Consider the following 25,900-nt stretch of genomic DNA (forward strand, 5'->3'; position numbering starts at 1 on the left):
TTAATTCACCACACCCAGCTCACGTGTCTCAGAAATCAGGGGCGCTATTGCTTGGCTGAAGCCTAATTGAGCAATACATCCTTATCTTAATGGGGATTAGCACACGTTATATGAATGGCAAGGCCAAACTAAAGCTTCTCCTGGACGGTCGAGTTGATTGGGCCAGATCAATTAACGTATCCTAGCAGCCTCGGCAAAAAGAGCGACAGCGACGGCCAGTAGGTAGTGATCAGCATCACAGGCAGCGCGGCCCACAGCATGAAGCTAAAGGCGGGGCGTAGGACCTGGGACATCCCCACTTGGCCGATACGACAGCTCATGAAGAGAATGGGTGCCATGGGTGGGCTGTTGCAGCCGATGACCACGCTGGTGCCAACAATGGCGGCAAAGTGCACCGGGTGGATGCCAATGCTTTCCATGACCGGCAGCAACAGCGGGCTCAGGATGGCAACGACGCTGACGTCATCCATGATCATCCCCATCAGAATCAGGAAGACATTGACCATCAGCAGGATCAGCAGCTCGTTGCCAACCGTGTCGAGCAACAGCGCCGTCAGTTCCTGGGGCACGCGCTCCATGGTGAAGATGCGGCTGGCCACGAAGGAGAACAGCAGGATGATCATGATCACGCCGGTGGTGGTGGCAGCCTTGATGAAGCACTGTACTACTGACTTAAAATCAAGCTCTCGATAGACGAAAAGGCCAACGGGAATCGCATAAACAACGGCAACGGCGGCTGCCTCGGTGGGTGTGAAGATACCCCCATAAATACCACCCAAAATGATCACCGGTAGCATCAAGGCGGGCAGGGCCTTCCACCCGGTACTGCCGATATGCCGGAAGCGCTCGGTGATGGGAAACACCTCCCCCCTTTGGTCTGGGTTATTACGCATCTTGATAGCGTTGATGGCGCAGAGAAAAATCATCAGCAGGATGCCGGGGCCAATGGTCGCCAGAAAGACCGCCGCCACGGACTGGCGAGTGACGACAGCATAGAGAATCATGGTGATGCTGGGGGGAATCAGCAGGCCGAGCAGTGAGGAGATTCCGACCAGGGCCGTGGAGTAAGGACGAGCGTAGCCGTGTTTTTCCATTGGCCCAATCATGATGGTACCGATAGCCGCTACGGCAGCCGACGCAGTACCGGAAATGGCCCCAAACACGCCGCAAGAGACCACCATGGAGGTACCCATCCCGCTGCGTGACTTTCCAACGATGGCCTCGGCAAAGTGTATCAGTCTGGCAGCAATACCTCCGGACTGCATCAAATACCCGGTCATGATGAACAGAGGTAGCGCCAGCAATATGACAGAATTGATAGACCAAAAACCGGTAGTCATCAATGAAGATAGGTTGACATCGTATGCCAACGACAACACTAGCGTCATGGCAGCGAAGGAGAACACCACTGGCACACCCATCATCATCAGTATGACGACGGCGGCTATTGCTAACAAGGCCCCCATTCTAGCCTCCCTTTATCATTGTTGAGCTGTGAGGAAAAGAGCGTGACACTTCGCTCATTTTTTGATGAATAAGTGCGCAGCATCATTGGCAAAATCCCGCAGTGCATAGATGAGAAGCAGAATGCTCGCAACGAAGAGACTGGCTTGAGAGATGTATTGTGGAAGGCCGAACACTGGCGTGCGCTGTCCTCTTTCGATACCCCAGGAGAACAGGCTGTAGCTCCACACGACGAATAGTACTGCCAACAAGAGGGAGAGGGTGGTGGCAGTGAAACTTGAAACAGTTTTGATGGTCTCGTTTTTGCAGAAAGCCTGGATGAAGTCGGCGCTAAGGTGAGAGCGCTCCCGGGATGCCAGTGCTGCACCCAGCATGTACAGCCACATGGCCGCCATCAGCACCAATTCCTCGAGTCCAAAAATCGGCATGCCCAGAAGTGAGCGGGAGACGATGCCAGTCACGATGGCGAAGGATACGAATACTCCCATCACCGTAACGATGATCTTCATAAACAAAGCGATCATGTTGTCGATGGAAGCGAATAAGTCAACGAGAGCTTTCATGACATTGCCTCAAAAAATGAATATCGTGGGGCGGCCCCTCTACCCCGGACCACCCCACTCCTCACTACGGGTAGTTCTAGTTACTGCGGCTCGGCGGCATTGGCACGAACCGCATCCATCACATCCGCTCCAAGGGACTTTTCAGCCTCCTGCCAAACCTGATCACGAACCCGCTCGATCCAGTCGGCCATCTCTTGGTCGGAGGGTACGATATATTTCATACCATCCTCTTGGGCTTTCTGAATCCACTTATCATCTTCATCTCTGGCGCTTTCAAACTGCTCGTTGACTATGACTTCTACGGCCTCTGAGATGATCGCACGATCCTGATCGTCGAGAGCCTTCCAGGCATCTTGATTCATCAGGAAGGCATAGAAGGAGAAGTTGTGCTGGGAGTGTACGTAATAATCAAGAAGATCATTAAAATAGGTGTAGGGCCAGAAGATTACGTTGCTTGAATCACCATCGACGACACCGGTCTGAATGGAGGTGTAGACTTCAGACCAATCGATTGGAACTGCCTGAAACCCCATGGCTCGAACAGTTTGCGGTAGAGGAAAAATTGGCTGAGAGCGAACCCGGATACCCCGGGCATCCTCGTAGTTGGTAGCATAGGTATTTCGAGTGGCGATACCACCAAAGCCTTCCGGGAAGGGACCGAGGTACTCAAGACCAATATCCGAGAAAATGGGGCCAATGATTTCCGATAACCAACCATCTCGGCCATAGGTCTCCAGTGCTTCATCCCACCCCAGGCTCAAATAGGGAAGATGCAATACCCCAAGTCGTTCATCGTAAGAGGTATGAGGCCAAGTCAGCATCAGGTCGATATTTCCCCTGACCAGCTGATCGAAGAGTTCCTGGGGGCCACCAATCTCATCTTGATAAAAGACGTTGATCGAGATTCGTCCATCTGACTTTTCTTCGACGAGCTCTGAGATTCTACTGATGGCTTGACCCTGCGTTGAGTCTCTATCGCCTGACTCTGTTGCCATGGTGAGCCGAAGACTATCGGCACTTGCCACGCTAGCCACAGAAAAAGTTAATGCAACAACAATCGATGAAATGGCTGACTTATCAAACATGCCCTGTGTGGTTTTAATTTTCATAACATTCTCTCTGTGTAGAGTATTGTAGTTGGGATTCCCCATTTCCAAATCGGCATGGGAGTGTTTTCAAGCTACCACCACGAAGGAATTAACAAAAATGAGTTTTCCATGGTGATAACCAATACTTCTTGTAATGGATTCGTGTACTAACTCAGTGCTCTGGCCTTTAGGCGTGGCTCAATTGACCTGGGCGGTCGATCGGTCAGACCGCCCACCGCAGGTGAATTCAGCCCAGCTGAATCCAGGTGGTCTTGAGTTCGCAGTACTGGTCGTGAGCATATACAGACTTGTCGCGGCCACCGAAACCGGACTGCTTGAAGCCGCCGAAGGGTGTGGTGATATCACCTTCACCGAAGCAGTTGACGGTGACGGTGCCAGCACGAATCGCTGCTGACATGCGGTGGACGGTATTGAGGTCATTGCTCCATAGCGATGCCGCCAGGCCATAGCAGGTGTCGTTGGCGAGGGCGATGGCCTCTTCTTCGGTGTCGAACGTCATCACCGCCAGTACCGGACCGAAGATCTCCTCTCGGACGATGGTCGATTCAGGCATGGCATCATCGAAGATCGTCGGCGGCACGAAGTAGCCACCGCTCTCTTCGCGCACCCGCTCGCCGCCGATGAGCAGTGTGAGCCCTTCGTTCTTGGCCGTTTCGATATACGAAAGCACCTTCTTCATATGGGATTCTTCGATCAGCGCACCGAGATTGACTTGGGGGTCCAGCGGATCACCCAGCTTCCAGTCGCTTGCCAACTGGGCCAGGACTTCTTCGAGTAGGGCGTCCTTGATCGAACGATGCACGATGAGCCGTGATCCTGCCGAGCAATTCTCGCCCATGTTCCAGAAGGCGGCGGCCAAAACGTTGCTGGCCACGGTCTTGAGGTCGCTGACGTCGGGCATCACCACCTGAGGATTCTTGCCTCCGCACTCCAGCAATACCTCCTTGAGGTTACTGGCCGCCGAGTACTCGAGGAACATTCGTCCCACTTCGGTGGAGCCGGTAAAGCCCACCAGATCGATATCGGGGTGCATGCCGATGGCCTTGCCTGCCGTTGAGCCCATGCCTGGCAGCACGTTGAGCACCCCGGCAGGTACGCCCGCCTTGAAGGCCAGCTCGGCAAGGCGTGTGGTGCTCAGCGAGGTCAGCTTGGCGGGTTTGAGGATCACGCTGTTACCGGTGGCCAGCGCGGGGCCCAGTTTCCAGCCGACCATCATGGCGGGGAAGTTCCACGGCAGCACCGCACCAACCACGCCGATCGGCTCGCGGGTGACGAGGGAGAGCACGCCGCTGTCGGTAGGGGTCACGGCATCGTTGAGCTTGTCGATAGCCTCCGCGTGCCAGCGGATGGTATTGGCGGTATCGGGGATATCGACGTTAAAGCACTCGCTGATCGGTTTGCCGGCCTCCATGGCTTCGAGGATTGCCAGTTCCAGGCAGTTTTCCTCGATGAGGTCGGCGAAGCGCTGCATGATTGCCTTGCGCTCGGCGGGCGCCATCCTCGACCAGACACCTGCTTCAAAGGCACGGCGCGCGGCCTTGACGGCGATATCCACGTCCTCGGCGTCGCACGCGGCCAACTGGGTGATAACTTTACCGGTGGCAGGGTTGAGGGTATCGAAGGTCTTGCCCGACCGAGCCGGCACGAACTGGCCGTCAATGAAGGCCAGATTACGATACTCGAGGTGCTCGATCTGTTGCGCGATGCTATCCGGAGTAAGGGCCCTAGACATTGTTGTTCTCCTCCTGTTCAAAGAATCATCGTTCGATGCCGGCCTGCCACTCTTTCCAGGCGAGGGTGGAGCGCACCCCGATGCCGAGCAGCGGCTCAGGCGGGTTGCCGACCGGCTTGGGTTGATTGAGCATGATGTCGAGCAGTTCGCTCTCGACGCCGAGGGCATACTCGGCAATCAGTTTTCCGGCGATGGTGCCCCGGGTCAGGCCCAAGCCGTTCTGACAGACGGCACTGAACACACCGGGTGCGAGCTCACCAAAGGGGGTGCCACCGTTGCGGGAGAGGCACAGGGCACCACCCCAGGTGTACTCCAGCGATACCCCAGTCAGCATCGGGAAACGGCGCACAAACGAGCGCCAATGGGCGGCGCGCACGCGTGCCAGCTGGTTCGCACTAGCTTTGACATTAGGGTTGTAGGTAAAGGAGTTGCGGATGCAGATGCGCCCATTGCTCAAGCGGCGCACCGTGGTCCCCATGGGGTCGGCCGGAATCAGCCCCCAGCTCTCCTCTCCGCCCAGCGCCGCGATCTCCGGGCGGCTCAACTCACGGGTCAGGCTGCCGTAGGTGTAGACGGGCAGAATGCGCCCCTTGAGCCCAAGGGCACCGAAGTGAGCCGCGTAGGCATTGTTGGCGAGGATCAGGCCGGGTGCCGTGAGCTGCCCCTGATCGGTGACGAGAACATGAGGCTTGCCGACCCGGATCTCGCGAACCGCCGTGTCCTCGTAGAGTTGTACGTTCTCGGGCAGTGTTTCCCCCAGGCCCCGGGACAGGGCGGCAGGCTGGACCATCACACAACCAGGAGCATGCAAGCCCGCTCGATAGAAGCCGGTGCCCGTCACTGCCTGCATCTCCCGGGCGTCGAGCAGGCGGTAGGGCTCTCCGAGAGTCGTCAAGCCCCTGGCGAAGGCCTCCAAGGCACGCTCACCGCGGGCCTCCGCCGCGCCGTGCAACTTGCCCTGCTCGCGCCAGTCACAGTCGATGGCGTAACGCTTCACAATCCCACGCATGTAGTCGATCGCCCCACGGTTGAGACGAATCTGCTGAAGATCCTTGTGGCGATCCCCGGTGTAATCGTGAGAGCTCAGATCGTGCGGCAGGTCGATCATGAATCCCGAGTTGCGCCCCGCAGCGCCAAAGCCGACGCGCCGAGCATCCACCAGGGCGATGGCGGCATCCGGCTGTAGCTCGGCCAGGCGTCGGGCCGCGGCGAGCCCGGCCAGCCCCGCTCCCAGCACAACCCAGTCGGCCTTGGCCCTTCCCCTCAAGGGAGAGGCGGGCGGCGGCGTCGGTAGCATCTCGTACCAGCCGCAGCGGCCGTCGTTCTGGGGCAGGAAATTGCATGTCAGCTGCATGGCTTGGCCTCCGCCGCCTTAGAGTCAACTGCGGTGAGCGATCAGGGCCTCATAGGTACGCTGGAAGGCAGCCTTCTCTGCCTCGTCCAACGGCAGCAGTGGGCGATGGGCCGGCCCGACTGACAGCCCGGCCACTTCGCAGCCGTACTTGATGTACTGGCAGAACTTACCGCCCTGCTCCAGCAGGTTGAGCATGGGCAGCAGGCGGGCGGCCAGCTCACGGCCGGCGACGAAGTCCTTCTCGATCACACAGGCACGGTGCAGGGCCACGTGCTCCGGCGCCAGGAAGTTGGAGGCGCCGCAGACCCAGCTGCGAGCCCCCCAGACGAAGTACTCCAGCACCTGGTCGTCCATGCCGCAGCTGAGCTGAAGCTGACCGCTGAACTCAGTGGCCAGCGCATGCAGGCGTTCCACCGAACCGGTGCTCTCCTTGATCGCCTGGATATTGGGCCGGTCCCGCAGCGCCTGGATCAGCTCCAGAGACATGGGTACGCCGGTGCGATCAGGGAAGTTATAGAGCATGATTGGCAGGTCGAGGGCATCGTCAACAGCGCGAATGTGGGCCAGCAGCTCCTCCTGGGTCGGCTGGCAGTAGTAGGGGGCTGCCACCAGCAGGGCATCGAAACCGGAGGCCTTGGCATACTGGCCCAACTCCAGGCTTTCCTCCGTGGTGGTGGCGTTGATGCCGGCCATCAGCGGGATACGCCCCTTGGCATGATCGGCGACGTAGTCAAAGACGCGCTTACGATCGTCCTTGCTAAGCGCATAGTACTCGCCGGTGGTTCCACCAATGATCAAACCGTGAACACCCTGATCGATCAGAGTGTCAATCACTTTGCCGAGCACATCAAACTGAATGGAATTGTCGCCAGCAAAAGGAGTGACAACGGGAGTCCAGATGCCATCGAAGTTCATGCTTTCACCTTTTTGTAAAGAAGATTTATATATGGCGTGGTGATGAAGCCGAAATTGGCCTTAATTCAGAGTAAGCAGTCCGGCGCTGCTGCCAAAGAAACTTATTCTGCCGGCAATTAATGACTGGATGTTATGGTTGAAAAGTGCCTTCTCCTCGTCCGGTTGGCCCTGTGTGGGCGGTACCTGACCGCTCCGCAGAGACTCTGCAGCGTTCATCGACCACTAACCGGGGTGGGGTGGCTGTTGCGCGCGGGGACTTTGGGGTAGCCTAGATGGCAGAAATGCCTTGTTGCACGCTTACACGAAAGTAGGCCGGTCTGTTTCACGGCGGAATCGACTTTATTCAGAATGTTGATGAGCTCACGTTATGACAAAACACACCGACCCCGACCAGACGCTGCTCAAGATGCCTTCCCTGCGGGCGGTGAAGTCCTTCGTGGCGGCGGCGCGCTACCAGAATTTTACCCGTGCCGCCGAGGCCCTGTGCGTCACCCAGGCAGCGATCAGCCGACAGGTTCGTGAGCTGGAGGGTTATCTGGGCACGCCCTTGTTCAAGCGGGTGGGGCGTTCGGTAGAGCTGACCACGGCTGGCTCCATCTTCTTTGATGCGGCGCAGCTTTCCTTTATCAACATTGCTCAGGCCGCCGATCGCATCCGCAAGGACCACGGGACGAGTGCTAGGCGCCCCCTGACGCTGTGCTGCTCTCCCGCATTCTCTGCGCTGTGGATGTCGCGCCGATTACCGAGTTTTTTCAGTGACAACCCTGATATTGACCTTAATCTGGTCACCACCCAGAATTTCCTCGCCCTGGAGCCAGGGGTCTACCCGGACATCTTCATCACCAAGATGTCGCGGGTGCGGGACGGCTATATCAGCCTGCCGCTGTTTCATGACGTCATCTATCCAGTCTGTACACCGGATTATCTTGAGGCCCATCCCGAGATTCAGACGCTTGAGGGTCTGCGAGACGGTGTGCTTCTGAACCTGAGTCCCTACGGTCGCTCCCAGGTCGCCGAGCACGTGGATTGGGGGGTGTGGCTGGCGATCCACCATCTTGATATCGAGGATCGCACGCACGATAGCCACCATTATTTCAATGCCAACGATTACAATATGCTGATCCAGATGGTGCTGAACAGCCAGGGTGTGGCCTTGGGCTGGGACCATCTGGTGGGGCCGATCGTCGAGCAGGGAAAGTTGGTCAGGCCGGTCGATAAACAAGTGGTGCTTGAAGAGACGCGCCATTACCTGGCCTATCGGGAGGACAAGGCCGATGACGAGACGCTATGCCGGTTCCGCGAGTGGTTCACCGCCCAGTGCTGCATCCGGGTCTCCCCGTGACGGCGTGCCCCACCCGCGCCCTGCCGAGGTGCCGCCCCTCTCCGTGGGCTTCGTCCTGCTGCACCGCTTCACGCTGCTGCCCTTTGCCGCCCTCGTCGACTGTCTGGCAGTTGTGAAGCGCAATTCAGGTACCTTACGCCATGCCTAACGTACCAATAATAGATCCCCGGCATCACGCGGCCCTACATGTTGGTGCTGAAAATCTTGACCATCCCTTGAGCATATAGACGAGATGAAAATCGGCTTCATGAAGATGCCACCCTGTCCCTATGTCAGGTGCGTTCTTGGCTCTTACCACCTGTGCCAGTACAGCACCGCCAGTGGCGGTTGAGATGCCGAGATCACGGTATTGAAAGAAGCTCCTAAGGCCCTCATCGACAAATTCACTGTTCTGGGGAGTGACATGGGAAAACCCGGTTTTGAGTTCGTCTTGCATGGTGACTCTCCTGGCTAGTAATACTTCAACGAGTTGAAAGGGAAAAACTGACCCTGTGGCGTCGCTCCGGCGCTGCGTCACTCTTCTGCAGCGAACTCCAGCAGCACGTCTCCCTGGCCCACCGTATCGCCGGCGTTGAAGTGGAAGCCGTCGCTGCGCGGATTGACTTGGGTGTTCAGGATGGCCATCTATCGGCTCCCTTGCTCAATGTGTGTTCACGAACTCAATGTGTGTTCACGAAGGTGCGAGCTAGCGCAGCCATTTTCATTTTGATTCATTGAACAACTCACGGCCGATCAGCATACGACGGATCTCGCTGGTCCCGGCGCCGATCTCGTAGAGCTTGGCGTCGCGCAGCAGGCGCCCGGTGGGGTACTCGTTGATGTAGCCGTTGCCGCCGAGCAGCTGGATGGCGTCCAGCGCCACCTGGGTGGCCTTTTCCGCACAGTAGAGGATCACGCCGGCGGCGTCCTTGCGGGAAGTCTGGCCGCGATCGCAGGCTGCCGCCACCGCGTAGAGGTAGGCGCGGCAGGCATTCAGCGTGGTGTACATGTCGGCGATCTTGCCCTGTACCAGTTGGAACTCGCCGATGGACTGGTTGAACTGCTTGCGCTCGTGAACGTAGGGCACGACGACGTCCATGGCCGCCTGCATGATGCCGATGGGGCCGGCGGCGAGCACGGTGCGCTCGTAGTCCAGGCCGCTCATCAGTACGCGCACGCCCTTGCCCTCATCGCCCAGCACGTTCTCGACCGGCACCTCGCAGTCCTGGAACACCAGCTCGCAGGTGTTGGAGCCGCGCATGCCCAGCTTGTCGAGCTTCTGTGCGGTGGAGAAGCCGGGCATGCCTTTCTCGATGATGAAGGCGGTGATGCCCTTGGAGCCGGCTTCCGGGTCGGTCTTGGCGTAGACCACCAGCACGTCGGCGTCGGGGCCGTTGGTGATCCACATCTTGTTGCCGTTGAGTACGTAGTGATCGCCCTCGCGACGCGCGCGCAGCTTCATGGAGACCACGTCGGAACCGGCGCCCGGCTCTGACATGGCCAGCGCGCCGATGTGCTCGCCGCTGATCAGCTTGGGCAGGTACTTGGCCTTCTGCTCGGCATTGGCGTTGATCTTGAGCTGGTTCACGCACAGGTTGGAATGCGCGCCGTAGGAGAGGCCCACCGAGGCGCTGGCCCGGGAAATCTCTTCCATGGCGATGCAGTGCGCCAGGTAGCCCATGCCGGTGCCGCCGTCCTCTTCCGGCACGGTGATGCCGAGCAGGCCCATGTCGCCGAACTTCTGCCACAGGTCGTTGGGGAACTCGTTCTTCTCGTCGATCTCGGCGGCGCGCGGGGCGATCTCGTCGCGGGCGAAGGCGTTCACCTGATCGCGCAACATGTTGAGTTCGTCGTCGAGGCCGAAGTCGAGGGGCTTGTAGGAAAGAAGCATGTAACCTCCTGAATAACTACTGTTATTGTTTCTGTGCTAATAAGTCGAGTGGCTAAAATAGGAAAAAAATGCCATCGGGAGAGAGAGTGTCCCGATGGCAAACGGCACTCAGCTGACTTCATAGCAATCGATTTTTTGCACCGAGGACTTCGGGTTCCGAAACTCCTGGAGGAGTTGCTGTTGCATCTCTTGGGCGCTCTGGGCGTACCGTTCCTTCACCGGTCCAAAACCGCGAATCCGATCGGGCAGGGAAGCAAGCTTGATTGCCGTGGAGTGGTTTTGGTCGGTCAATTCGGCTTCCAGGGTATCCAGCAACCGTTCATAGTCCTTGAGCAACGTTTTCTCAAACTTCCGGTCCTGCGTATGTCCGAAGGGATCGAACGGGGTCTGGCGCAGGAACTTCAGGCGTGCCAGCAGCTTGAAGGCCGCCATCATCCAAGGGCCATAGCTTCGCTTCTTGGGAGCTTTACCTGCCTTGCCATGTGCCCACAGCGGTGGCGCGAGGTGGAAGTTGAGCTTGAAGTCGCCCTCGAAGGTAGCGTGGATCTGCTCCATAAACTTGGGATCGGTGTATAGACGCGCCACTTCATACTCATCCTTGTAGGCAAGCAACTTGAAATAGTGGCGAGCGACGGCCTCCGTCAGACCCATGGCATGGGGCTGAAGGCTCATCTCCAGTTTCCGGATCCGTTGCACCCTGTTGGTGTATCGCTTGGCATAGGCGGCATTCTGATAGGCGACCAGTTGTTCCTGCCGGCGCTCGATCACTTCGTCCAGGGTTCGGGAGATCCCTGGTTGAGTGTCGCTGCTGCTCTTTGGCCGGGTGAGACGCTGGACCTCCTCGAGGTCATGGGCGGCCCGACGCCCCCATTGGAAGCTATTCTTGTTGAAGTCCACCGCCGTACCAAGTGTTTCGATCGCGTGCAGCAGAGAGGACTCGGTGAAGGGTAACAGCCCTTTCTGATAGGCCACCCCGAGCAGGAAAGTATTAGTGGCGATGGAGTCGCCCATCAGTCGGGTCGCCAGGGTACTGGCATCTAGCGAATACAGGTTTGCCCGACCGACTCGCTCCATCAGGCGCTGATACATTCGATCGCTCTCGAAGCGAGGGTCCGGGTTGGCTTCCAGATCGCCGCTGGTGGCCTGCTGAGCATAGCGGCGGATGAAAGTGCTGGTAATACTTTCGGCCAGGTTGAGTACGACCGACGTCCGTTCGGATTGCAGTTTCGACAAGGTCTCGTCATCGGCACTCACGACCAGGTCGCCACCGATCAGCAGGTCGGTTTCGCCTGGGCCGATGCGGGGGGCATGCAGCACCTCTTGAGTCATGGCCAGGCGCACATGGGACCAGACCGCCCCGCCTTTCTGGGCCATGCCGGTCATGTCCAGGGACACGACTCCCAGGCCTTGCTGATGTGCCGCCAGACCAAGCAACGTCCCGATGGTCACGACCCCGGTGCCGCCGATGCCGGTGATCAGGATGTTGTAAGGCGTATCCAGCGGCGCTAGCGTCGGCGTCGGGAGCGCAACAGCAGCCGGGTTATCATAGGACGGGCTACCCTTGCGCAGCTGGCCGCCCTCCACCGTGACGAAACTGGGGCAGAAGCCATCGAGGCAGCTGAAATCCTTGTTGCATGAGGACTGATCGATCGTACGCTTGGCGCCGAATTCGGTCTCGACCGAGACCACCGACATGCAGTTCGACTGACGGCTGCAGTCCCCGCACCCTTCGCAGACTGCGTCGTTGATCATCACCCGGCGTGGCGGATCGGGATACTGCTTCCGCTTGCGTCGGCGGCGCTTCTCGGCGGCACAGGTCTGGTCATAGATGATCGCCGAGACCCCTGGATACTCGCGCAGTTCGCGCTGGATCGCCGCCATCTCGCTGCGATGGCGTACCGGCACGCCATCGGCCAGCCCGCTGATCTTGGCGTACTTGTCCGTGTCATCGCTGACCACGACGATGCGCTTGACCCCTTCGGCGGCCAGTTGCCGGGAGATCTGCGGCACCGTCAGGGTGCCATCCACTGGCTGGCCACCGGTCATGGCGACGGCATCGTTGTAGAGAATCTTGTAGGTGATCGGCGCCTTGGCTGCGACGGCGGCACGGATCGCCAGAAGACCAGAATGGAAGTAGGTGCCATCACCCAGGTTAGCGAAGACATGGCGAGTCTCGGTAAAGGGGGCTTGGCCGATCCAGGCCGCTCCTTCGCCCCCCATCTGGGAGAAGGTTTGAGTCTCCGGATAGATCCAGGCGGCCATGAAGTGGCAGCCGATCCCAGCGAGAGCGCGGCTGCCCTCGGGGACCTTGGTGGAGGTGTTGTGGGGACAGCCCGAGCAGTAGTGGGGTACCCGTTGCATCCCCGAGGCAGCAAGCTGGTCTGGCTCATAGCGACGTGCCAGCAGCGTGTCAAGACGGGCTTGCAACTCTGAGTCTTCGCGATGCTCGAGAAGCCGAGCCACCAAGACGCTGGCGATGTCTAGGTAGGAGAGCTCGCCGCACTCAGGCAGCAGCCAGTGATCGGCAACCACCTGGCTTCCATCCGACTTACCGACGACACGCGGGCGTACGCTCTCCTCAAGAGAGAAGAGCACCTCCTTGAGCTGTTGTTCGAGAAAGGCGCGCTTCTCCTCTACGACGATGATCTCATCGAGCCCAGTAGCGAACTGGCGAATCCCCTCGGGCTCCAGAGGCCAGACCATACCTACCTTGTAGAGTCGCAGGCCGAGTCGCTGGGCTCCCTCCGTGTCGATTCCCAGACTGTCGAGTGCCTGGCAGACATCCAGATAGGACTTGCCCGAGGTGACGATGCCGATCCGCGCCCCGGGGGCGTCGAGCGTGACTCGATCAAGCCGATTGGCGCGTGCATAGGCCTGGGCGGCGCGCAGCTTGTATTGCGCCAGGCGAGCTTCCTGGTCCAGGGGGGGATCGGGCCAGCGAATTCCGAGTCCGTGCTCGGGTAGGACGAAGTCGTCGGGTAAATGGGTATCGACCCGCCAGGGATCGACATCGACGACGGCACCGCTTTCGACGGTGTCAGCCACGGCCTTGAGCGCGACCCAGCAGCCGGAGTAGCGCGACATTGCCCAGCCGTGGATCCCATAATCAAGATATTCCTGAACATCTGCCGGAGCGAGAGTCGGCATCATGACAGCCTGGAAGACCTGCTCGGTCTGGTGCGCCAGGGAGGAGGAGCGAGAAGCGTGATCGTCGCCTGCGATAGCTAGCACACCGCCATGCTGCGAGGTCCCTGCAGAGTTAGCATGGCGGAAGACGTCCCCGCTGCGATCGACGCCTGGACCCTTGCCGTACCACATGCCAAAGACACCATCGTACTTGGCACCCTCGAACAGGTTGACCTGTTGACTCCCCCAGATGGCGGTGGCGGCCAGTTCTTCGTTGATGCCAGGCTGGAAGTGAATGTGGTTCGTCTTGAGCTCTGCTTTGTTCTTCCAGAGGGCCTGGTCTAGACCGCCCAGCGGTGAACCCCGGTAGCCTGAGATGAATCCAGCTGTGTTGAGCCCTGAAGCAGCGTCACGCTGGCGCTGAATGGCAGGTAGTCGGGCCAAGGCCTGGACACCATTGATAAGGCACAATGACTTGTTTTTATTTGGTTTGCTTGCTGAAGCAGGGAGGCTCATAAGCTAACTCCGCCAGACGCTAGTCGGATTGTTCGTGAATGATGCGTTTGATGGAGCTTGAGACTAGGAAGCGGCAGGGGTATTGTAAAACGATAAAAATATCTATCAGGTATCTGTTTTTTTTATGTCTAAGCTTCATGATGTGTCGATGCGGCAACTGCGCTACTTCGTGGCGGCCAGCGAGGCTCGCCAGTTCTCGATGGCCGCGGCCAAGGTTAATGTGTCGCAGTCAGCGGTCACCGCAGCAGTCCATCAGCTTGAAGACCGCATGGGGGTGCGGCTCTTCGAGCGCAAGCCCAATGGCGTCGAACTCACGGCGGAGGGGCACCAGTTCTATCGGCACGCCAGGCATATTCTCGATACCCTGCAGGATGCCTTGAGCGAGCCTCGGTTCCAACGCCATAGCGTCAGCGGCACGGTTCGCGTTGGCGCTTCCTACACCGTGCTTGGATATTTCCTCCCCAACCTGCTAGCGCGTTTCAAGCGCAGCTTTCCTGAGGTCGAAGTCGAGCTGATCGACATGGAGCGAGAGGGTATCGAAAGGCGCGTACTGGATGGGGACCTCGAGCTTGGGTTGGTCATTCTGTCTAATTCCACCCGCCGAGAAAGCTTTGCGCATCATGTGCTGATTCGCTCGAGACGCCAGCTCTGGCTGGCTGCCGATCATCCCTTGATGCACCGGTCGAACGTCACCCTGGAGGATGTGGCGGAGCAGGCGTACATCATGGCAACCGTCGATGAGGGTGAAATCTCGGCAACTCGCTATTGGCAGTCTCACGGGCTGGAGCCACGAGTGGCCTTTCGTACCTCGTCAATGGAGGCGCTGCGGGGGCTGGTAGCGCATGGGTTCGGTGTGACGATTCTCTCTGACATGCTCTATCGCCCTTGGTCCCTGGAGGGCAGGAAGATTGGCTGTCGCCCTCTGGATGATCAGGTCCCACCCATGGAATTGGGCCTGGTCTGGCAACATGATGCAGATTTCGACGAAGCAACGCAGGCGCTGCAGAGCTTTCTGATTCAGGCCAGCGGTGCATGAGTAACCGGGGATGAGCCCCGTGTAACAAGGATAATAAGTGATGGAGAACATCGTCAAAAAGCTGGATTTGACATCGCTACGGCTTTTTGTCGCAGTGTGTCAAGAAAAAAACATTGCTAGAGCAGCCGCTCGTGAGTTTATAACGCCGTCAGCCGTCAGTCGGCGCATTGCCGAGATTGAGTCGACCGTAGGTTTACCAATGCTGATACGACATCACCGCGGAATATCGGTAACGCCCGCGGGGGAGGTGGTCCTCAGGCATGCTGAGGATGTGCTGGCAAGCCTGGAATCGCTGGGTGCCGAGCTGTCGAGCTTTTTCTCTGGCATTCGGGGTACGGTTAAGATTTCCGCCAACCTTTCATCTATCGTCCAGTTTCTCCCTGAAGATATAGCATCGTTCAAACGTATGTTTCCCGATGTCCGTGTCGAGCTGGAAGAGCAGAACACCATTGAGGTCATCGATATGGTGGCGCGGGGGGAAGTCGATTTCGGTATTTGTAACGATATCCCCGAAACTGATAACTTCACCAAGCTGAATTACCGTGCCGATCGACTATCAGTAATCATGTCCCGAAGCCATGCCCAGGCCGGGGTGGCGCAGACCAGCTTTTCGTCCCTACTCGAAGATTCCTTCGTGGCGCTTCGAGGCGACAGTGCATTGACAGCGCTATTGAATACTAAGGCAAAGGCTTTGTCGCAATCCTTGAATGTGACCATTGGCGTTACCAGTCTGGATGCGCTATGTCGCATGGTAGATGCGGGCCTGGGTATTGCAGTGGTACCCCACCTGGTCGGTGAAATGTATGTCAATACCCTTGATGTTGCGGTGGTACCACTCAAGGATGATTGGGCGCTTCGGCAGCAAGTGATAGTCCATAATGCCGGTGCAGCACTCTCCGCATCGGCGAGCAAACTGGTCGAATTCCTTGCGGAAGGTGCCTAAAAGTGTTCTCGACCTTCTTGATACCGAGGAAGCTATATCAGTATTTGTTAATCAGCCGAGCTGTATGCACTAAAGTCTTAGAGCCTAAAGTATAAGATATCAGGGGCTGATAAATCGTGATGCCTGCGCTTCGGAAATGGCACGCCTCCTGCGGTGACGTTGCTGCTAGCCTTGAGTTCAGCTTCAGGAGGACGCCATGCAACGTACAGTACCGATCACTGGCCGAGTACTCTATCTCTCGGAAGATCCCGAAAAGATTGATCACCAATTGGCTGGTCATCCCATCGACCTTGATACCGCGGGGCCGCTGCGCGACAACGTTTCGACAGATGAGATCACGCCGACGACGATCATGCTGGTCTATGATGAGCGCCTCGGTCGCTACCCCTATGTCGGCTTCAAGGCGGGAGAGCGGCTACCCATTCCCGAGCAGGCGATACGTGAGGGTGGCTTCGCCGTCACGGTGGCGGGCAAACGGTATGGCAAGGGGTCGTCGCGCGAGTCCAGCCCGTTGGCAGAACTTTCAGCAGGCATCCGCTTGATCATTGCCGAGAGCTTCGAGCGAATCTATCTGCAGAACTGTGACAATATCGGCATCCTAACCTCAACCGACTTCTCTTTGTTGGACAAGCTTGCTTCAGGTGAAGCGATTCCCATCGAGGCGTTCCTTGAGGGTCGCGATGCAGTGACCCAAGAGATCATTCGGCATGGTGGTCTGCTGGCCTACAGCAAGTCCAAGCAGTGGCCTCGGGTCGAGAGCGTGCAGGGACATGAGAGAGCTGAGCAACCCCTGACGCTGATCGAGAAGATCATCCAGCGCCACTTGCATCCAGAGTTTTCCGACAGCCAGCGTGGCGAAGGCATCTTCGTTGCCGCCGATTGGCGCTTCAGCCACGACTACTTCACTGGCATGTGCGCTCACCTAATACACAATGCTTTCGGGGATGAGGTGAGCCTCGAACGACCGGAAAGAATCATCGCATTTCAGGACCACTTGGTCCTGGCTTCTGAAAGTCACCCACACGTGACGAAGGGACTTTTGCCCGGGGTTGCCAACCTGGCCAGTGGGCATGATCAGTTCGTCCAGCGCTACAAGGTGAAGGCCCATGGTGTTCTGAAAGAGGCGAACGGTTCTGAGGGGATCTGCCACGCGCTGATGGCGGAACGCTATGCACTCCCTGGTGAGGTGGTAGTCGGTACGGATTCCCATACACCTCACTCGGGGGCGCTGGGATGTTTTGCTTTTGGGGCCGGAGCCACCGACATTGCCAACAGTTGGGTGACTGGCTACATCCGCTGCAAGAAACCAGAAACGCTGCGCATTGAGCTTATGGGTGAGCTAAAGCCTGGTGTTACGGCTAAGGACATCGTGCTTCACCTACTAACGCAGGAGCCCATCAAAAGCGGTGGGGCTATTGGACTGGTGTTCGAGTATGGCGGTTCTGCCGTGCGGAAGATGTCTATCGATGAGAGAGCCACCCTGACCAATATGGTGGCCGAAATGGGGGGATTGACCGGGATCGTCGAACCCGATGAGGTCACGCAAGCATTCCTGCATGAGCGGCGTGGCATCGACTTCGAGATCGAAGGCTGGATGCGCAGTGATCCGGGGGCTGACTATAAGGAGACCCTGAGCCTTAATGTTAATGAGCTTGGGCCGATGTTAGCAAGTCCTGGGGATCCGGGTAATGGACTACATGCCGATGAGCTCAAGAAACTGATTCCAATTGATATTGCTTACGGAGGTTCTTGTACGGCCGGGAAGCGAGATGACTTTGATTGTTATCATGAGGTCTTGGCTTGGGGCCTGGAAAACGGATTAAGGATACCTGAGCATACTAAATTTTACTTGCAGTTCGGTACGCTAGATGTAAAGAAATACTGCGAGGAGAAAGGCTATCTCAACACCTTTGAACAGATGGGAGTCACTCTTATCATGCCAGGTTGCGGGGCCTGCGCAAATTGTGGCCCCGGCTCTTCAACTCGTTCAGATCAAGTCACAATTAGTGCTATCAACAGAAATTTTCCAGGCCGTTCCGGACCGGGTGGAGTCTGGCTGGCAAGTCCCTACACAGTAGCGGCCAGCGCATTGTTAGGGCGCATTGGAACATTTTTAGAAGTAATGAAAATTAAAGTTCAGGAAAAGGAAGGCAGAAAGGGCTGAGTTGCATTATAGATTCAATTGGGCAGAAAACACCACAACTATAAAGGTGAGATTATGTATAGCGCTAGCGAAAGAAAAAAACATCTAAAATCAGCGGTTGTATTTGGATTGGTTGCGAGCTTTTTTGGTGCATCAGCCAGTGCACTGGCTGTTGAAAGAGCAACACTCCAATTGGCCACGATAGCCTCTCCGGACAATCTTTGGTACGAGGCTGCGCAGCGATTTTCTGACGGTGTTGCTGAACGAACAGATGGCAACGTAAAGATTGAAATTGCCCATTCAGGTACCACCGGATCCGTTCGCGAAAGTGTTGAGGCACTACAGATCGGGGCCAATGATATAGTTCAAACAGTAATTGCTTCATTGGAGCCGTATGATGATATTGCGGCAATTGAATCATACCCCTATCTGTTCAGAGACGCTGACCATTTTCTAGAAGTGTTTTCTGGCTCACTAGGGGATGAGATTTATCAAGAAATATCTAATAAAACAGGGTTTACGCTGATTGGTGCCGGCTACCGTGGTGCTAGGGAAATGGCATCCAAGCGCCCCGTTGAATCAGTGGACGACTTGTCTGGTTTGCGGATTCGTGTTCCTGAAATTCGTATTTTCAGAAAAACCTGGGAAATTCTTGGTGCTAGCCCAATCCCTATGGGGTCAGGTGAGGTATATACTGGTCTGCAACAGGGAATTATAGATGCAGTTGAAAATCCTCTTGAGGCCCACCTTCGGTCCCGTTATCACGAGGCAGCGGATTATGTGGTAATGACGGGGCATGTCCATAGTGCTTATACATTTTTGTTTGATAATGCACGCTTTGAATCATTCTCTCCGGAGCTTCAGGAAATTCTTCGTGAAGAAGGCAGAAACGCCATGGAATGGGGGTCGCAAGAAAGTCTCAAGCAGATTGCGGAGCTTGAGGCAGAGCTCGAGAGATTGGGTGTAACAATCATTCGTCCTAATCTTGATGAGTTTCGCGAAAAAATCCAGCCTATGGTCGATGAGTTTCCGCATTTGGCGCCTTGGGTAGAGCGTATTTCCGCGGACACCTAGGGATAATGGAAGCTTTCCAAGCCCTCCTCCTTGGGGAGGGCTGCTGCCGATAAGAGGGTGCCAATGAATTTACTGACACGACTGGCTACCAGACTTGCCGATGCTATTGATTATCTCTGTATGGCAATTTTATTGGTTATGCTAGCATCCATCAGCTACCAAGTCTTTGCTCGCTATATATTGAATAGCCCAACATTCTGGTCTGAGGAGCTTGCCAGGTTCCTGATTGTCTGGTTGACCATGCTGGGGTCAGCTTCTTTGATTAAAGAACATGATGGTCACATATCAGTGGAATACCTTTTTGATAAACTATCAGGAAAGCTCAAGCTAGCTGTTGGGTTTGTTCGCGATCTGTTGACTATCGGAATGTGTGGTTTGCTGGGTTATTACGGTATTAAGCTGGCTGAGTTTGGGGGGCGAACCTCTTCTTCAGGCTTGGGGGTCCCCATGTCCTACCCTTATTATGCAATTCCTGTTGGCGCCTTTCTGATTGCCTTAGTGCTTCTCCTATCCAGGTTGGGTAGCTTAAATTTTCAGTGCTGTAAGCATCCTAAGGAGACCGCATGATGAGCATCGAAATGGTTGGGCTGGTGCTTGCCGGTGCTATGGTGCTATTGATTGCTATTGGTTTGCCAGTGGCTTTTGCCATAATACTGGCTTCCTTTACGGTCATTTTTTTACAAGGACACATAAATCCGGTAATTGCAGCCCAGAGAATCTATTCTGGCATGGACAGCTTCTCCCTGATGGCCATCCCTTTTTTCCTTTTGGCTGGTTCTATCATGGTGGCAGGTGGTTTAAGTCGTAGGCTTATTGATTTTGCAAACGCACTGGTAGGTCGTTTCACTGGTGGTCTGGCTATTAGTAATGTCATGTCTTCACTAATGTTTGGTGGAGTATCTGGCTCTGCCGTGGCGGATACCAGTGCCATGGGGCGCACTTATATTCCGGCCATGGTTCAGGCAGGGTATGACAAGAAATTTTCGATTGGGTTGACAGCAGCTTCTTCTCCTATTTCTCCACTCATTCCACCTTCCATTGCTTGGATTGTCTATGCATTTATTACCGATCAGTCTGTGATGAGAATGTTCGTTGCAGGCATCGTGCCTGGCCTGTTCTGGGCCTCAGCCTTGATGATAACAGCTTACTATATTGCAAAAAAGAGAGGTTATCCCACTTCGAATCCGGCCTCAATTAGTGAGATTGCGCTAACTTTTTGGAAAGCGCTCCCTGCCATCATGATGCCTGTTATTATTCTTTTTGGTATTCGAATGGGGGTTTTCACGGTAACTGAAGCTTCTGTGTTGGCAGTGATTTATGCTCTCATTGTTAGCGTATTTATATATCGCGACCTTAGTGTCAAGGCTTTGATTGATGCAGTGAGATCTAGTGTCAGAATGACTGCTTCAGTTATGATCATTCTCGCGGCTGCGGCATTGTTTGCCTGGATTCTCTCTTCTCATCATATTCCGAATACTTTGGCTGGCTGGATGCAGGATACTATCCGCTCTCCTCTGCTCTTCCTCTTGCTACTTAATATTCTGCTTTTGTTTGTTGGTACTTTTATGGAGGTGAATGCTGCAAAGGTCATGCTGCTTCCGGTTCTTTTCCCCATCGCAGTCGGGTTGGGTATAGATCCAATACATTTTGGTGTGATAATTACTGTCAATCTTTGCCTAGGACTGATCACGCCGCCAATAGGTATAGTGTTGGCGTTGGCTTCAAAGATCGGTGGTGTTTCGATAGAAGAAGGCACACGAGGGGTGACGGTATTTTTTGTAGTCGGATTGTTAGTGCTGGCTGTCCTGACACTTGTTCCGGTATTATCTACCGGACTGCCTGATCTGGTTCTGGGTGTCCAGGGTCGATAATAATTTTGACTGTGGAGGTCGAGTGATGCCGTATGTGACAGATGCTGGATTGTCGGAAGCTTTTAAATATGTTGGAAGTGCTGTGTTAAGTGATGTACTTGATGAAACTGGCTTTCCAAGCCAGGTCATTAAATCTGGGCTACTTGCTTTGGGTTCCAGCGAGGCCTTCTGCGGTCCAGCCGTTTGCGTTCAGGGGGGGGCGCGCCCCTTCCTTCAAACTCAAGTTCCTGCTGGCTTTTTTCAGGGCCCTTATGAACTCACAAATATCGATACTTGCGACAGTGTGCTGGTATTGTCAGCTCAGGGATTTACATCGGGAGCTCTTCTAGGTGACCGCATTGCGGGTAGGCTAAAGCAGAATGGCTGCTTGGGATTTATCACGGATGGCTATGCTAGGGATAGTCAGGCACTAGCTGAGATAGGCTTGCCGGTCCGGGCGGCTGGACTAACTCCGGTAAATGGCGGAAAACGTTGGGCAATCTTTGAAAAAAGTATTACAGTCACCCTTCCGGCTCAGGCAGGGGGCGTTGTAAAAATAAGGCCGGGTGATTTTGTTTTAGCAGATCAGGACGGCGTAGTGATAGTGCCAAAAGAACATGCTCAAGATTTAATTTCTATGGCAGAAGAATACAAGCTGAAAGAAGAAAGGCTGAAAGAAAATGATGGTGCCGTGAATCTTTCTGACTTAACCTCTCATTTGCGCTGGTTAAGGACGTAGTTAGGTGAAATCTTTGCCTAGTCTGCTAAGAGGCGGTCTTAAATTTGTGCAGTGAAAGGTATTCGCCCGACAAGGCCTCCATTGGCTGTCTATAGTTAAGAAGTTTGTGCAGTGATGGTATTCGCCTGGCACATCCCCCGTGGGCTCTCTAAAGTTAAGCAGTATTTTCTACCGTTTTCCTGGGCTCCTTCTTCGTCGCTTTGAGGAGCCCTTTCTTGAACACGGCATAGGGCGTCGCCCCCTTCATGTTGCGGCCCTGATGCGGCTGTTTCGTGTTGTAGGTGACCAAATAGTCGTCCAGGTCCTGCTGCTTCTCCTTCAGGGCCGGGTGATGCGGTACGCGGGCTAGCCGGTAAGCACAGCGCTGTACTGCTCGCCAACCACGGCCCGGTGGTGGCTGGCAAGAATCTCAAGGCAGTGGTTTATGCGACTGAGGAGCTCGAGGAAACCGCCAAGCTGTTTCTGCTGTTGCGCGGCGAGAACCCGCGGGGCCTGACGTCGGAGCAGGTCGCCAAGCTGGAGGCACAATTCCCCCGAGAATGACACGCCACTCCTAAGTTTACTTTTTATTTGCGGTTTCGCGTTGCGGTCAAGCGGTCCACCAATGGGTGCCAATCGAAGGGCTCTAATTTGTTGTAGTTCAAACCCTGGACGGCCATAGCCTCGGCCAGTCCGCGTTGGACCTGAGCAATGGCCTGGCTCATGTGCGGTTCGCCTCCGGCCGCCCGGACGGTTTCGGCCACCTCTTCCATCTCCTCGGCTCGACGCCATCCATGCTCGGCGACTCGGCTGAAGAGATAGTGGGGCAGGGCGGCGTCCCACCCCATTCCGGGAAAGCTGGCCTGCAGTGAGGCCAGTACCTCTTCTTCGGCACCGTAGTGGCGAGCCGTGAATAGGCATTCGGTGGTGAGCGCTTCCAGCCCTTTGATCATTACGCTGCGACACATTTTGATCGCCGAGGCCACGCCGACCTCGCCGGAAACCACCCGCGTGGAAAAACCCAGGGCATTCAGGCCAGCGGAAATCGTGTCCGCGTCATGGCCCCCCAGCAGGATTGGCGTCTGCAGCCGTTTGGGCGGTACTGGGGCCATCACGGCAGCGTCCACGTAGGTGGCGCCACTGTACTGCACGGTGGCGCACGCGGTTTGTTTGGTGGCCGGTGCTACCGAGTTGATGTCCAGGTACCACTGCCCAGGTTGAAGTGCCGGGGCCAACCCGCTCGCCACGTCGAGGGCGGCCCCTGCGGTGACGGCGGAGATTACCAATTGCGCCCCTTGCGTTGCCTGCTGGGCGCTGTTGCACAGCGTGACGCCGCAGCGCGCAGCCTTCTCCTGCAGGCGCAAGCGCGTAGCAGGTTCGTCGAGCAGCGTGTCGTAGGCGCGAACGCGCACCCCCTGGGCGGCAAGATCGCCGGCCAGAATGCCGCCGGCCTCACCGAAGCCGATCATGGCGATATCGCTGAAGGTCATGCGGACTCCTCCCATACCGCAGCAGGAATGCAGACCTGGCCATCGAACAGCAGACGCGCGGTACGTACCAGGCCGCAACCGGCCAGCTCACCGTTCTTCAGGTGCAGCTCGACGCTGAATTCCCCAGTGGGATGCTCCACGGAAAGGCGCCGCAGCTCACCCTCTCCCGCAAGGGCGAGATCGGCCACCACCGAGCCTTCGACGAGTGCAGCACTAGCGGCACTAACCGCGCCGAACACGCCGATCGACGTGTGGCAGCGATGCGGAATGAAGGTGCGTGTGCTCATGGCACCACCGGTACGCGGTGGCGAGACAAGGCACATCTTAGGGACGGTACGCTGGCTGACGTCGCCGAGGTTCATGCGTGGGCCGGCCTGAAGGCGAATGGCTTCCAGACGGGCCTTGAGTCTCCCGTCGGCATCCAGCTCGTCGGGTGTTTCGTCACCCACCAGGCCGAGGTCCGCGGCGCGCAGCATGACGACGGGCATACCGTTGTCGATGCAGGTGACCTCGACACCGTCGAAGCTGTCGCGGGGGCTGCCTGTAGGCAACAGGGCGCCGCAGCTGGAGCCGGCCACGTCCTCGAACTCGATCACCAGCGGCGCGGCTCGGCCAGGTACACCGTCGATGCGCGTATCGCCATCATAGCGCACCTGGCCGTTGGGGGTCGGCACCTTGGCCACGGCGATCTGGCCGGTGTTTTCCATGTAGATACGCACCGGCGTTTCGTCGTCGGTCACCGACACCAGTCCACGCTCGATGGCGAAAGGTCCCACGCCGGCGAGAATATTGCCGCAGTTCTGTCCGATGTCGACGCGAGGCTCGTCCACCACCACCTGGGCAAAGAGATAATCCACATCGACGCCTGGCCGGCTGGAGGGACGAACAATGGCGACCTTGCTGGTGAGCGAATCGGCGCCACCGATGCCGTCGATCTGGCGAGGGTCCGGTGAACCCATGGCTGTCAGCAAAACGCGGTCGCGCGTAGCCGGGTCGGCGGGCAGGTCGTCAGCGAGAAAGTAGGCCCCCTTGGAGGTACCGCCGCGGATCAGCAGGCAGGGAATACGTCGCTGGCTCATCGTATTACCCCTGCTCGTCGGTGCTGTCGAGATACACCAATCCCTTCTCGGCCAGGCGTGGGCGCATGTCGTAGATGTCGAGGCCCAGCTCACCGTGGGCCAGCCGCTTGCGCTTGGCCTCCTCGGCGTTGAGACGTTTGCGTGCCGCAGCCAGCACCGTGTCGGCATTGGCATGACGCACGACGCAGACGCCGTCGTCGTCGGCCACGATCACATCGCCGGCCTCGATCACCTGTCCGGCGCAGACGATAGGCACGTTTACCGAACCTAGAGTTTCCTTGACCGCGCCCTGGGCGCTGATCGCCTTGGACCAGACGGGAAAGCCCATCTCGGTCAGGTCGCCAACGTCGCGAACACCGGCATCGATCACCAGACCGCGGCAGCCACGCGCCATGGCCGAAGTGGCGAGCAGATCGCCGAAGTAGCCGTTGTCGCAGGGCGAGGTTGGCGATAGTACCAGAATATCGCCTTCCTGCAGCTGTTCGATGGCAACGTGCAGCATCCAGTTGTCGCCCGGCGCCGCACTGATGGTGACCGCCGAGCCGGCAATACGGGCGCCGCTATAAATTGGACGCATATAGGAGGCCAGGCAGCCGATGCGACCCTGAGCTTCATGTACGGTGGCGACACCGGCCATGCCAAGGCCCTGGATCGTTTGCGCACTGGCACGTGGGATGTTACGTACGACATAGCCGCTCTTGCCGGTCAGGTGGCTCATCCCAGATTCTCCGTGACGCGGGGGAAGAGACTCTGATATCCCTCGCCGTAGACGATGTTGCGTTTCGAGGTGATGCCCACGTTGCGCTTGGCCTGGACGCCGCGCTGTAGTGCCACCCGGGTGTAGTACTCCCAGAGGTGCTCTTGGCCGGCCATGCACTGGATGGCAGCATATTTCTTGTCCCACACGTCGGTGATGTCGAGCAGTACGTCGGGGCGCCATTCGCATTGTTCAGGCTGATGGGGCTCGAAGCAGTAGACCGGCGGCGCGCCGACGACAGTTTCACCCGGCTTGTAGCCTTCCGCCTGGGCGATGATGCGCGCCTCCTGAGTCAAGTGGGTGGCGAGGGGGTGATCGTAGTTGTAGGGGTCTTTGAGCGAATGGCTGAGCACGAATTCCGGCTGTACGCGGCGAAACACGTCGGCCAGACGGAACAGTGTCTCTTTGTCGGTGCGCATCGGGTAGTCGCCGATATCGAAGAACTCGACGGCAGCTGCGCCCAGTGCACCGGCAGCCGCTTCCGCTTCCTCGCGCCGCGCCGCCTTGACCTTCGCTTCGGTCATGTTGCCCAGCCGCCACAGCTTGGCCGATTCGCCACGTTCGCCAAACGAAAGGCAGACGATGTGAACGTCGTAGCCCTGCTGAGCGTGCAGGGCGATGGCGCCACCGGCGCGCCAGACGAAATCGGCGGAGTGGGCACTGACGACGAGGGCGGTCTTGGTATTCTCTTTCATGATGCAGGGCTCCTGTTGCAGATGATCCAAAGCTTGTCATTCGCCTTGCATCCCGGGAAATGCATTCAACTGTTCTGGGTATACGTTTTATTTATTGCTACACTGAGCTTGCTATTGTCATAGT

General features: G+C 57.0%; 22 protein-coding genes and 1 pseudogene. 10 read left to right on the top strand and 13 right to left on the bottom strand.

Features of this window, described 5'->3' with window-relative positions; genetic code table 11:
* Positions 1-167: 167 nt before the first annotated feature.
* From HOP59_RS03505 to HOP59_RS03530, 6 genes are all read right to left on the bottom strand, one after another.
* On the bottom strand, positions 168-1,466 hold the full coding sequence (locus HOP59_RS03505; protein WP_234252823.1) for a TRAP transporter large permease: 1,299 nt from the start codon (positions 1,464-1,466) through the stop codon (positions 168-170).
* 54 nt (positions 1,467-1,520) lie between these two features.
* A complete protein-coding gene (locus HOP59_RS03510) occupies positions 1,521-2,027 on the bottom strand; it encodes a TRAP transporter small permease (protein WP_234252824.1) in 507 nt (168 codons plus the stop codon).
* Between the two features lie 80 nt (positions 2,028-2,107).
* Positions 2,108-3,136, bottom strand: coding sequence for a TRAP transporter substrate-binding protein DctP (dctP, locus tag HOP59_RS03515; RefSeq protein ID WP_234252825.1), 1,029 nt, complete (start codon positions 3,134-3,136; stop codon positions 2,108-2,110).
* 226 nt (positions 3,137-3,362) lie between these two features.
* Positions 3,363-4,868: an aldehyde dehydrogenase gene (locus HOP59_RS03520; RefSeq protein WP_234252826.1), complete on the bottom strand. Its 1,506-nt coding sequence runs from the start codon at positions 4,866-4,868 to the stop codon at positions 3,363-3,365.
* Between the two features lie 25 nt (positions 4,869-4,893).
* A complete protein-coding gene (locus tag HOP59_RS03525; RefSeq protein WP_234252827.1) occupies positions 4,894-6,222 on the bottom strand; it encodes an NAD(P)/FAD-dependent oxidoreductase in 1,329 nt (442 codons plus the stop codon).
* 24 nt (positions 6,223-6,246) lie between these two features.
* Positions 6,247-7,137 carry a dihydrodipicolinate synthase family protein gene (locus HOP59_RS03530; RefSeq protein WP_234252828.1) on the bottom strand — a complete coding sequence of 297 codons (891 nt, stop codon included), beginning with the start codon at positions 7,135-7,137 and terminating at the stop codon, positions 6,247-6,249.
* 367 nt (positions 7,138-7,504) lie between these two features.
* Here HOP59_RS03530 and HOP59_RS03535 point away from each other — a divergent pair, with 367 nt between their 5' ends.
* Together HOP59_RS03535 and HOP59_RS03540 are read left to right on the top strand one after the other, a co-directional pair.
* Positions 7,505-8,479, top strand: a complete 975-nt coding sequence (locus tag HOP59_RS03535) for a LysR substrate-binding domain-containing protein (protein ID WP_234252829.1) — start codon at positions 7,505-7,507, stop codon at positions 8,477-8,479.
* 4 nt (positions 8,480-8,483) lie between these two features.
* Complete coding sequence (locus tag HOP59_RS03540) at positions 8,484-8,627, top strand: hypothetical protein (protein ID WP_234252830.1); 144 nt, start codon at positions 8,484-8,486, stop codon at positions 8,625-8,627.
* Positions 8,628-8,651: 24 nt separating this feature from the next.
* Here HOP59_RS03540 and HOP59_RS03545 read toward each other — a convergent pair whose 3' ends face one another.
* The 3 genes from HOP59_RS03545 to HOP59_RS03555 form a co-directional block, all read right to left on the bottom strand.
* Positions 8,652-8,915 (bottom strand): cupin domain-containing protein, encoded by a 264-nt coding sequence (locus tag HOP59_RS03545; protein WP_234252831.1) that lies wholly within the window; start codon positions 8,913-8,915, stop codon positions 8,652-8,654.
* A 264-nt stretch (positions 8,916-9,179) separates the two neighbouring features.
* Positions 9,180-10,349: an isovaleryl-CoA dehydrogenase gene (locus tag HOP59_RS03550; RefSeq protein WP_234252832.1), complete on the bottom strand. Its 1,170-nt coding sequence runs from the start codon at positions 10,347-10,349 to the stop codon at positions 9,180-9,182.
* Positions 10,350-10,457: 108 nt separating this feature from the next.
* A complete protein-coding gene (locus HOP59_RS03555) occupies positions 10,458-13,991 on the bottom strand; it encodes an indolepyruvate ferredoxin oxidoreductase family protein (RefSeq protein WP_234252833.1) in 3,534 nt (1,177 codons plus the stop codon).
* A 148-nt stretch (positions 13,992-14,139) separates the two neighbouring features.
* On the opposite strand from HOP59_RS03555, the gene HOP59_RS03560 reads away from it, so the two are divergent.
* From HOP59_RS03560 to HOP59_RS03595, 8 genes and pseudogenes are all read left to right on the top strand, one after another.
* The gene (locus HOP59_RS03560) at positions 14,140-15,027 is read left to right on the top strand and encodes a LysR family transcriptional regulator (RefSeq protein WP_234252834.1); all 888 of its coding nucleotides are present in this window, start codon (positions 14,140-14,142) and stop codon (positions 15,025-15,027) included.
* A 40-nt stretch (positions 15,028-15,067) separates the two neighbouring features.
* Entirely contained in the window at positions 15,068-15,970 is a 903-nt protein-coding gene (locus tag HOP59_RS03565) for a LysR family transcriptional regulator (protein WP_234252835.1), read from the top strand.
* 196 nt (positions 15,971-16,166) lie between these two features.
* Complete coding sequence (locus HOP59_RS03570) at positions 16,167-18,134, top strand: aconitase family protein (protein WP_234252836.1); 1,968 nt, start codon at positions 16,167-16,169, stop codon at positions 18,132-18,134.
* A 54-nt stretch (positions 18,135-18,188) separates the two neighbouring features.
* Positions 18,189-19,187 (top strand): TRAP transporter substrate-binding protein, encoded by a 999-nt coding sequence (locus HOP59_RS03575; RefSeq protein WP_234252837.1) that lies wholly within the window; start codon positions 18,189-18,191, stop codon positions 19,185-19,187.
* 63 nt (positions 19,188-19,250) lie between these two features.
* Entirely contained in the window at positions 19,251-19,754 is a 504-nt protein-coding gene (locus HOP59_RS03580; protein ID WP_234252838.1) for a TRAP transporter small permease, read from the top strand.
* Entirely contained in the window at positions 19,751-21,058 is a 1,308-nt protein-coding gene (locus tag HOP59_RS03585; protein ID WP_234252839.1) for a TRAP transporter large permease, read from the top strand. The genes HOP59_RS03580 and HOP59_RS03585 overlap by 4 nt, the downstream gene beginning before the upstream one ends.
* 25 nt (positions 21,059-21,083) lie before the next feature.
* Positions 21,084-21,776, top strand: a complete 693-nt coding sequence (locus HOP59_RS03590) for an RraA family protein (RefSeq protein ID WP_234252840.1) — start codon at positions 21,084-21,086, stop codon at positions 21,774-21,776.
* Between the two features lie 324 nt (positions 21,777-22,100).
* Positions 22,101-22,319, top strand: a pseudogene (locus tag HOP59_RS03595) (class II aldolase/adducin family protein); the annotation flags it as partial.
* A gap of 23 nt (positions 22,320-22,342) precedes the next feature.
* Here HOP59_RS03595 and HOP59_RS03600 read toward each other — a convergent pair.
* The 4 genes from HOP59_RS03600 to galB are packed head-to-tail and all read right to left on the bottom strand — an operon-like array spanning position 22,343 to position 25,776.
* Complete coding sequence (locus HOP59_RS03600) at positions 22,343-23,245, bottom strand: DUF1932 domain-containing protein (RefSeq protein WP_234252841.1); 903 nt, start codon at positions 23,243-23,245, stop codon at positions 22,343-22,345.
* Entirely contained in the window at positions 23,242-24,324 is a 1,083-nt protein-coding gene (locus tag HOP59_RS03605) for a 4-oxalomesaconate tautomerase (protein ID WP_234252842.1), read from the bottom strand. Before HOP59_RS03605 ends, HOP59_RS03600 begins: the two co-directional genes overlap by 4 nt.
* Positions 24,325-24,328: 4 nt before the next feature.
* Entirely contained in the window at positions 24,329-25,042 is a 714-nt protein-coding gene (locus HOP59_RS03610; RefSeq protein ID WP_234252843.1) for a 4-carboxy-4-hydroxy-2-oxoadipate aldolase/oxaloacetate decarboxylase, read from the bottom strand.
* On the bottom strand, positions 25,039-25,776 hold the full coding sequence (galB, locus tag HOP59_RS03615) for a 4-oxalmesaconate hydratase (RefSeq protein ID WP_234252844.1): 738 nt from the start codon (positions 25,774-25,776) through the stop codon (positions 25,039-25,041). Before galB ends, HOP59_RS03610 begins: the two co-directional genes overlap by 4 nt.
* Positions 25,777-25,900: the final 124 nt, after the last annotated feature.

The organism is Billgrantia aerodenitrificans, assembly GCF_021404405.1.
GTDB lineage: Bacteria > Pseudomonadota > Gammaproteobacteria > Pseudomonadales > Halomonadaceae > Halomonas > Halomonas aerodenitrificans.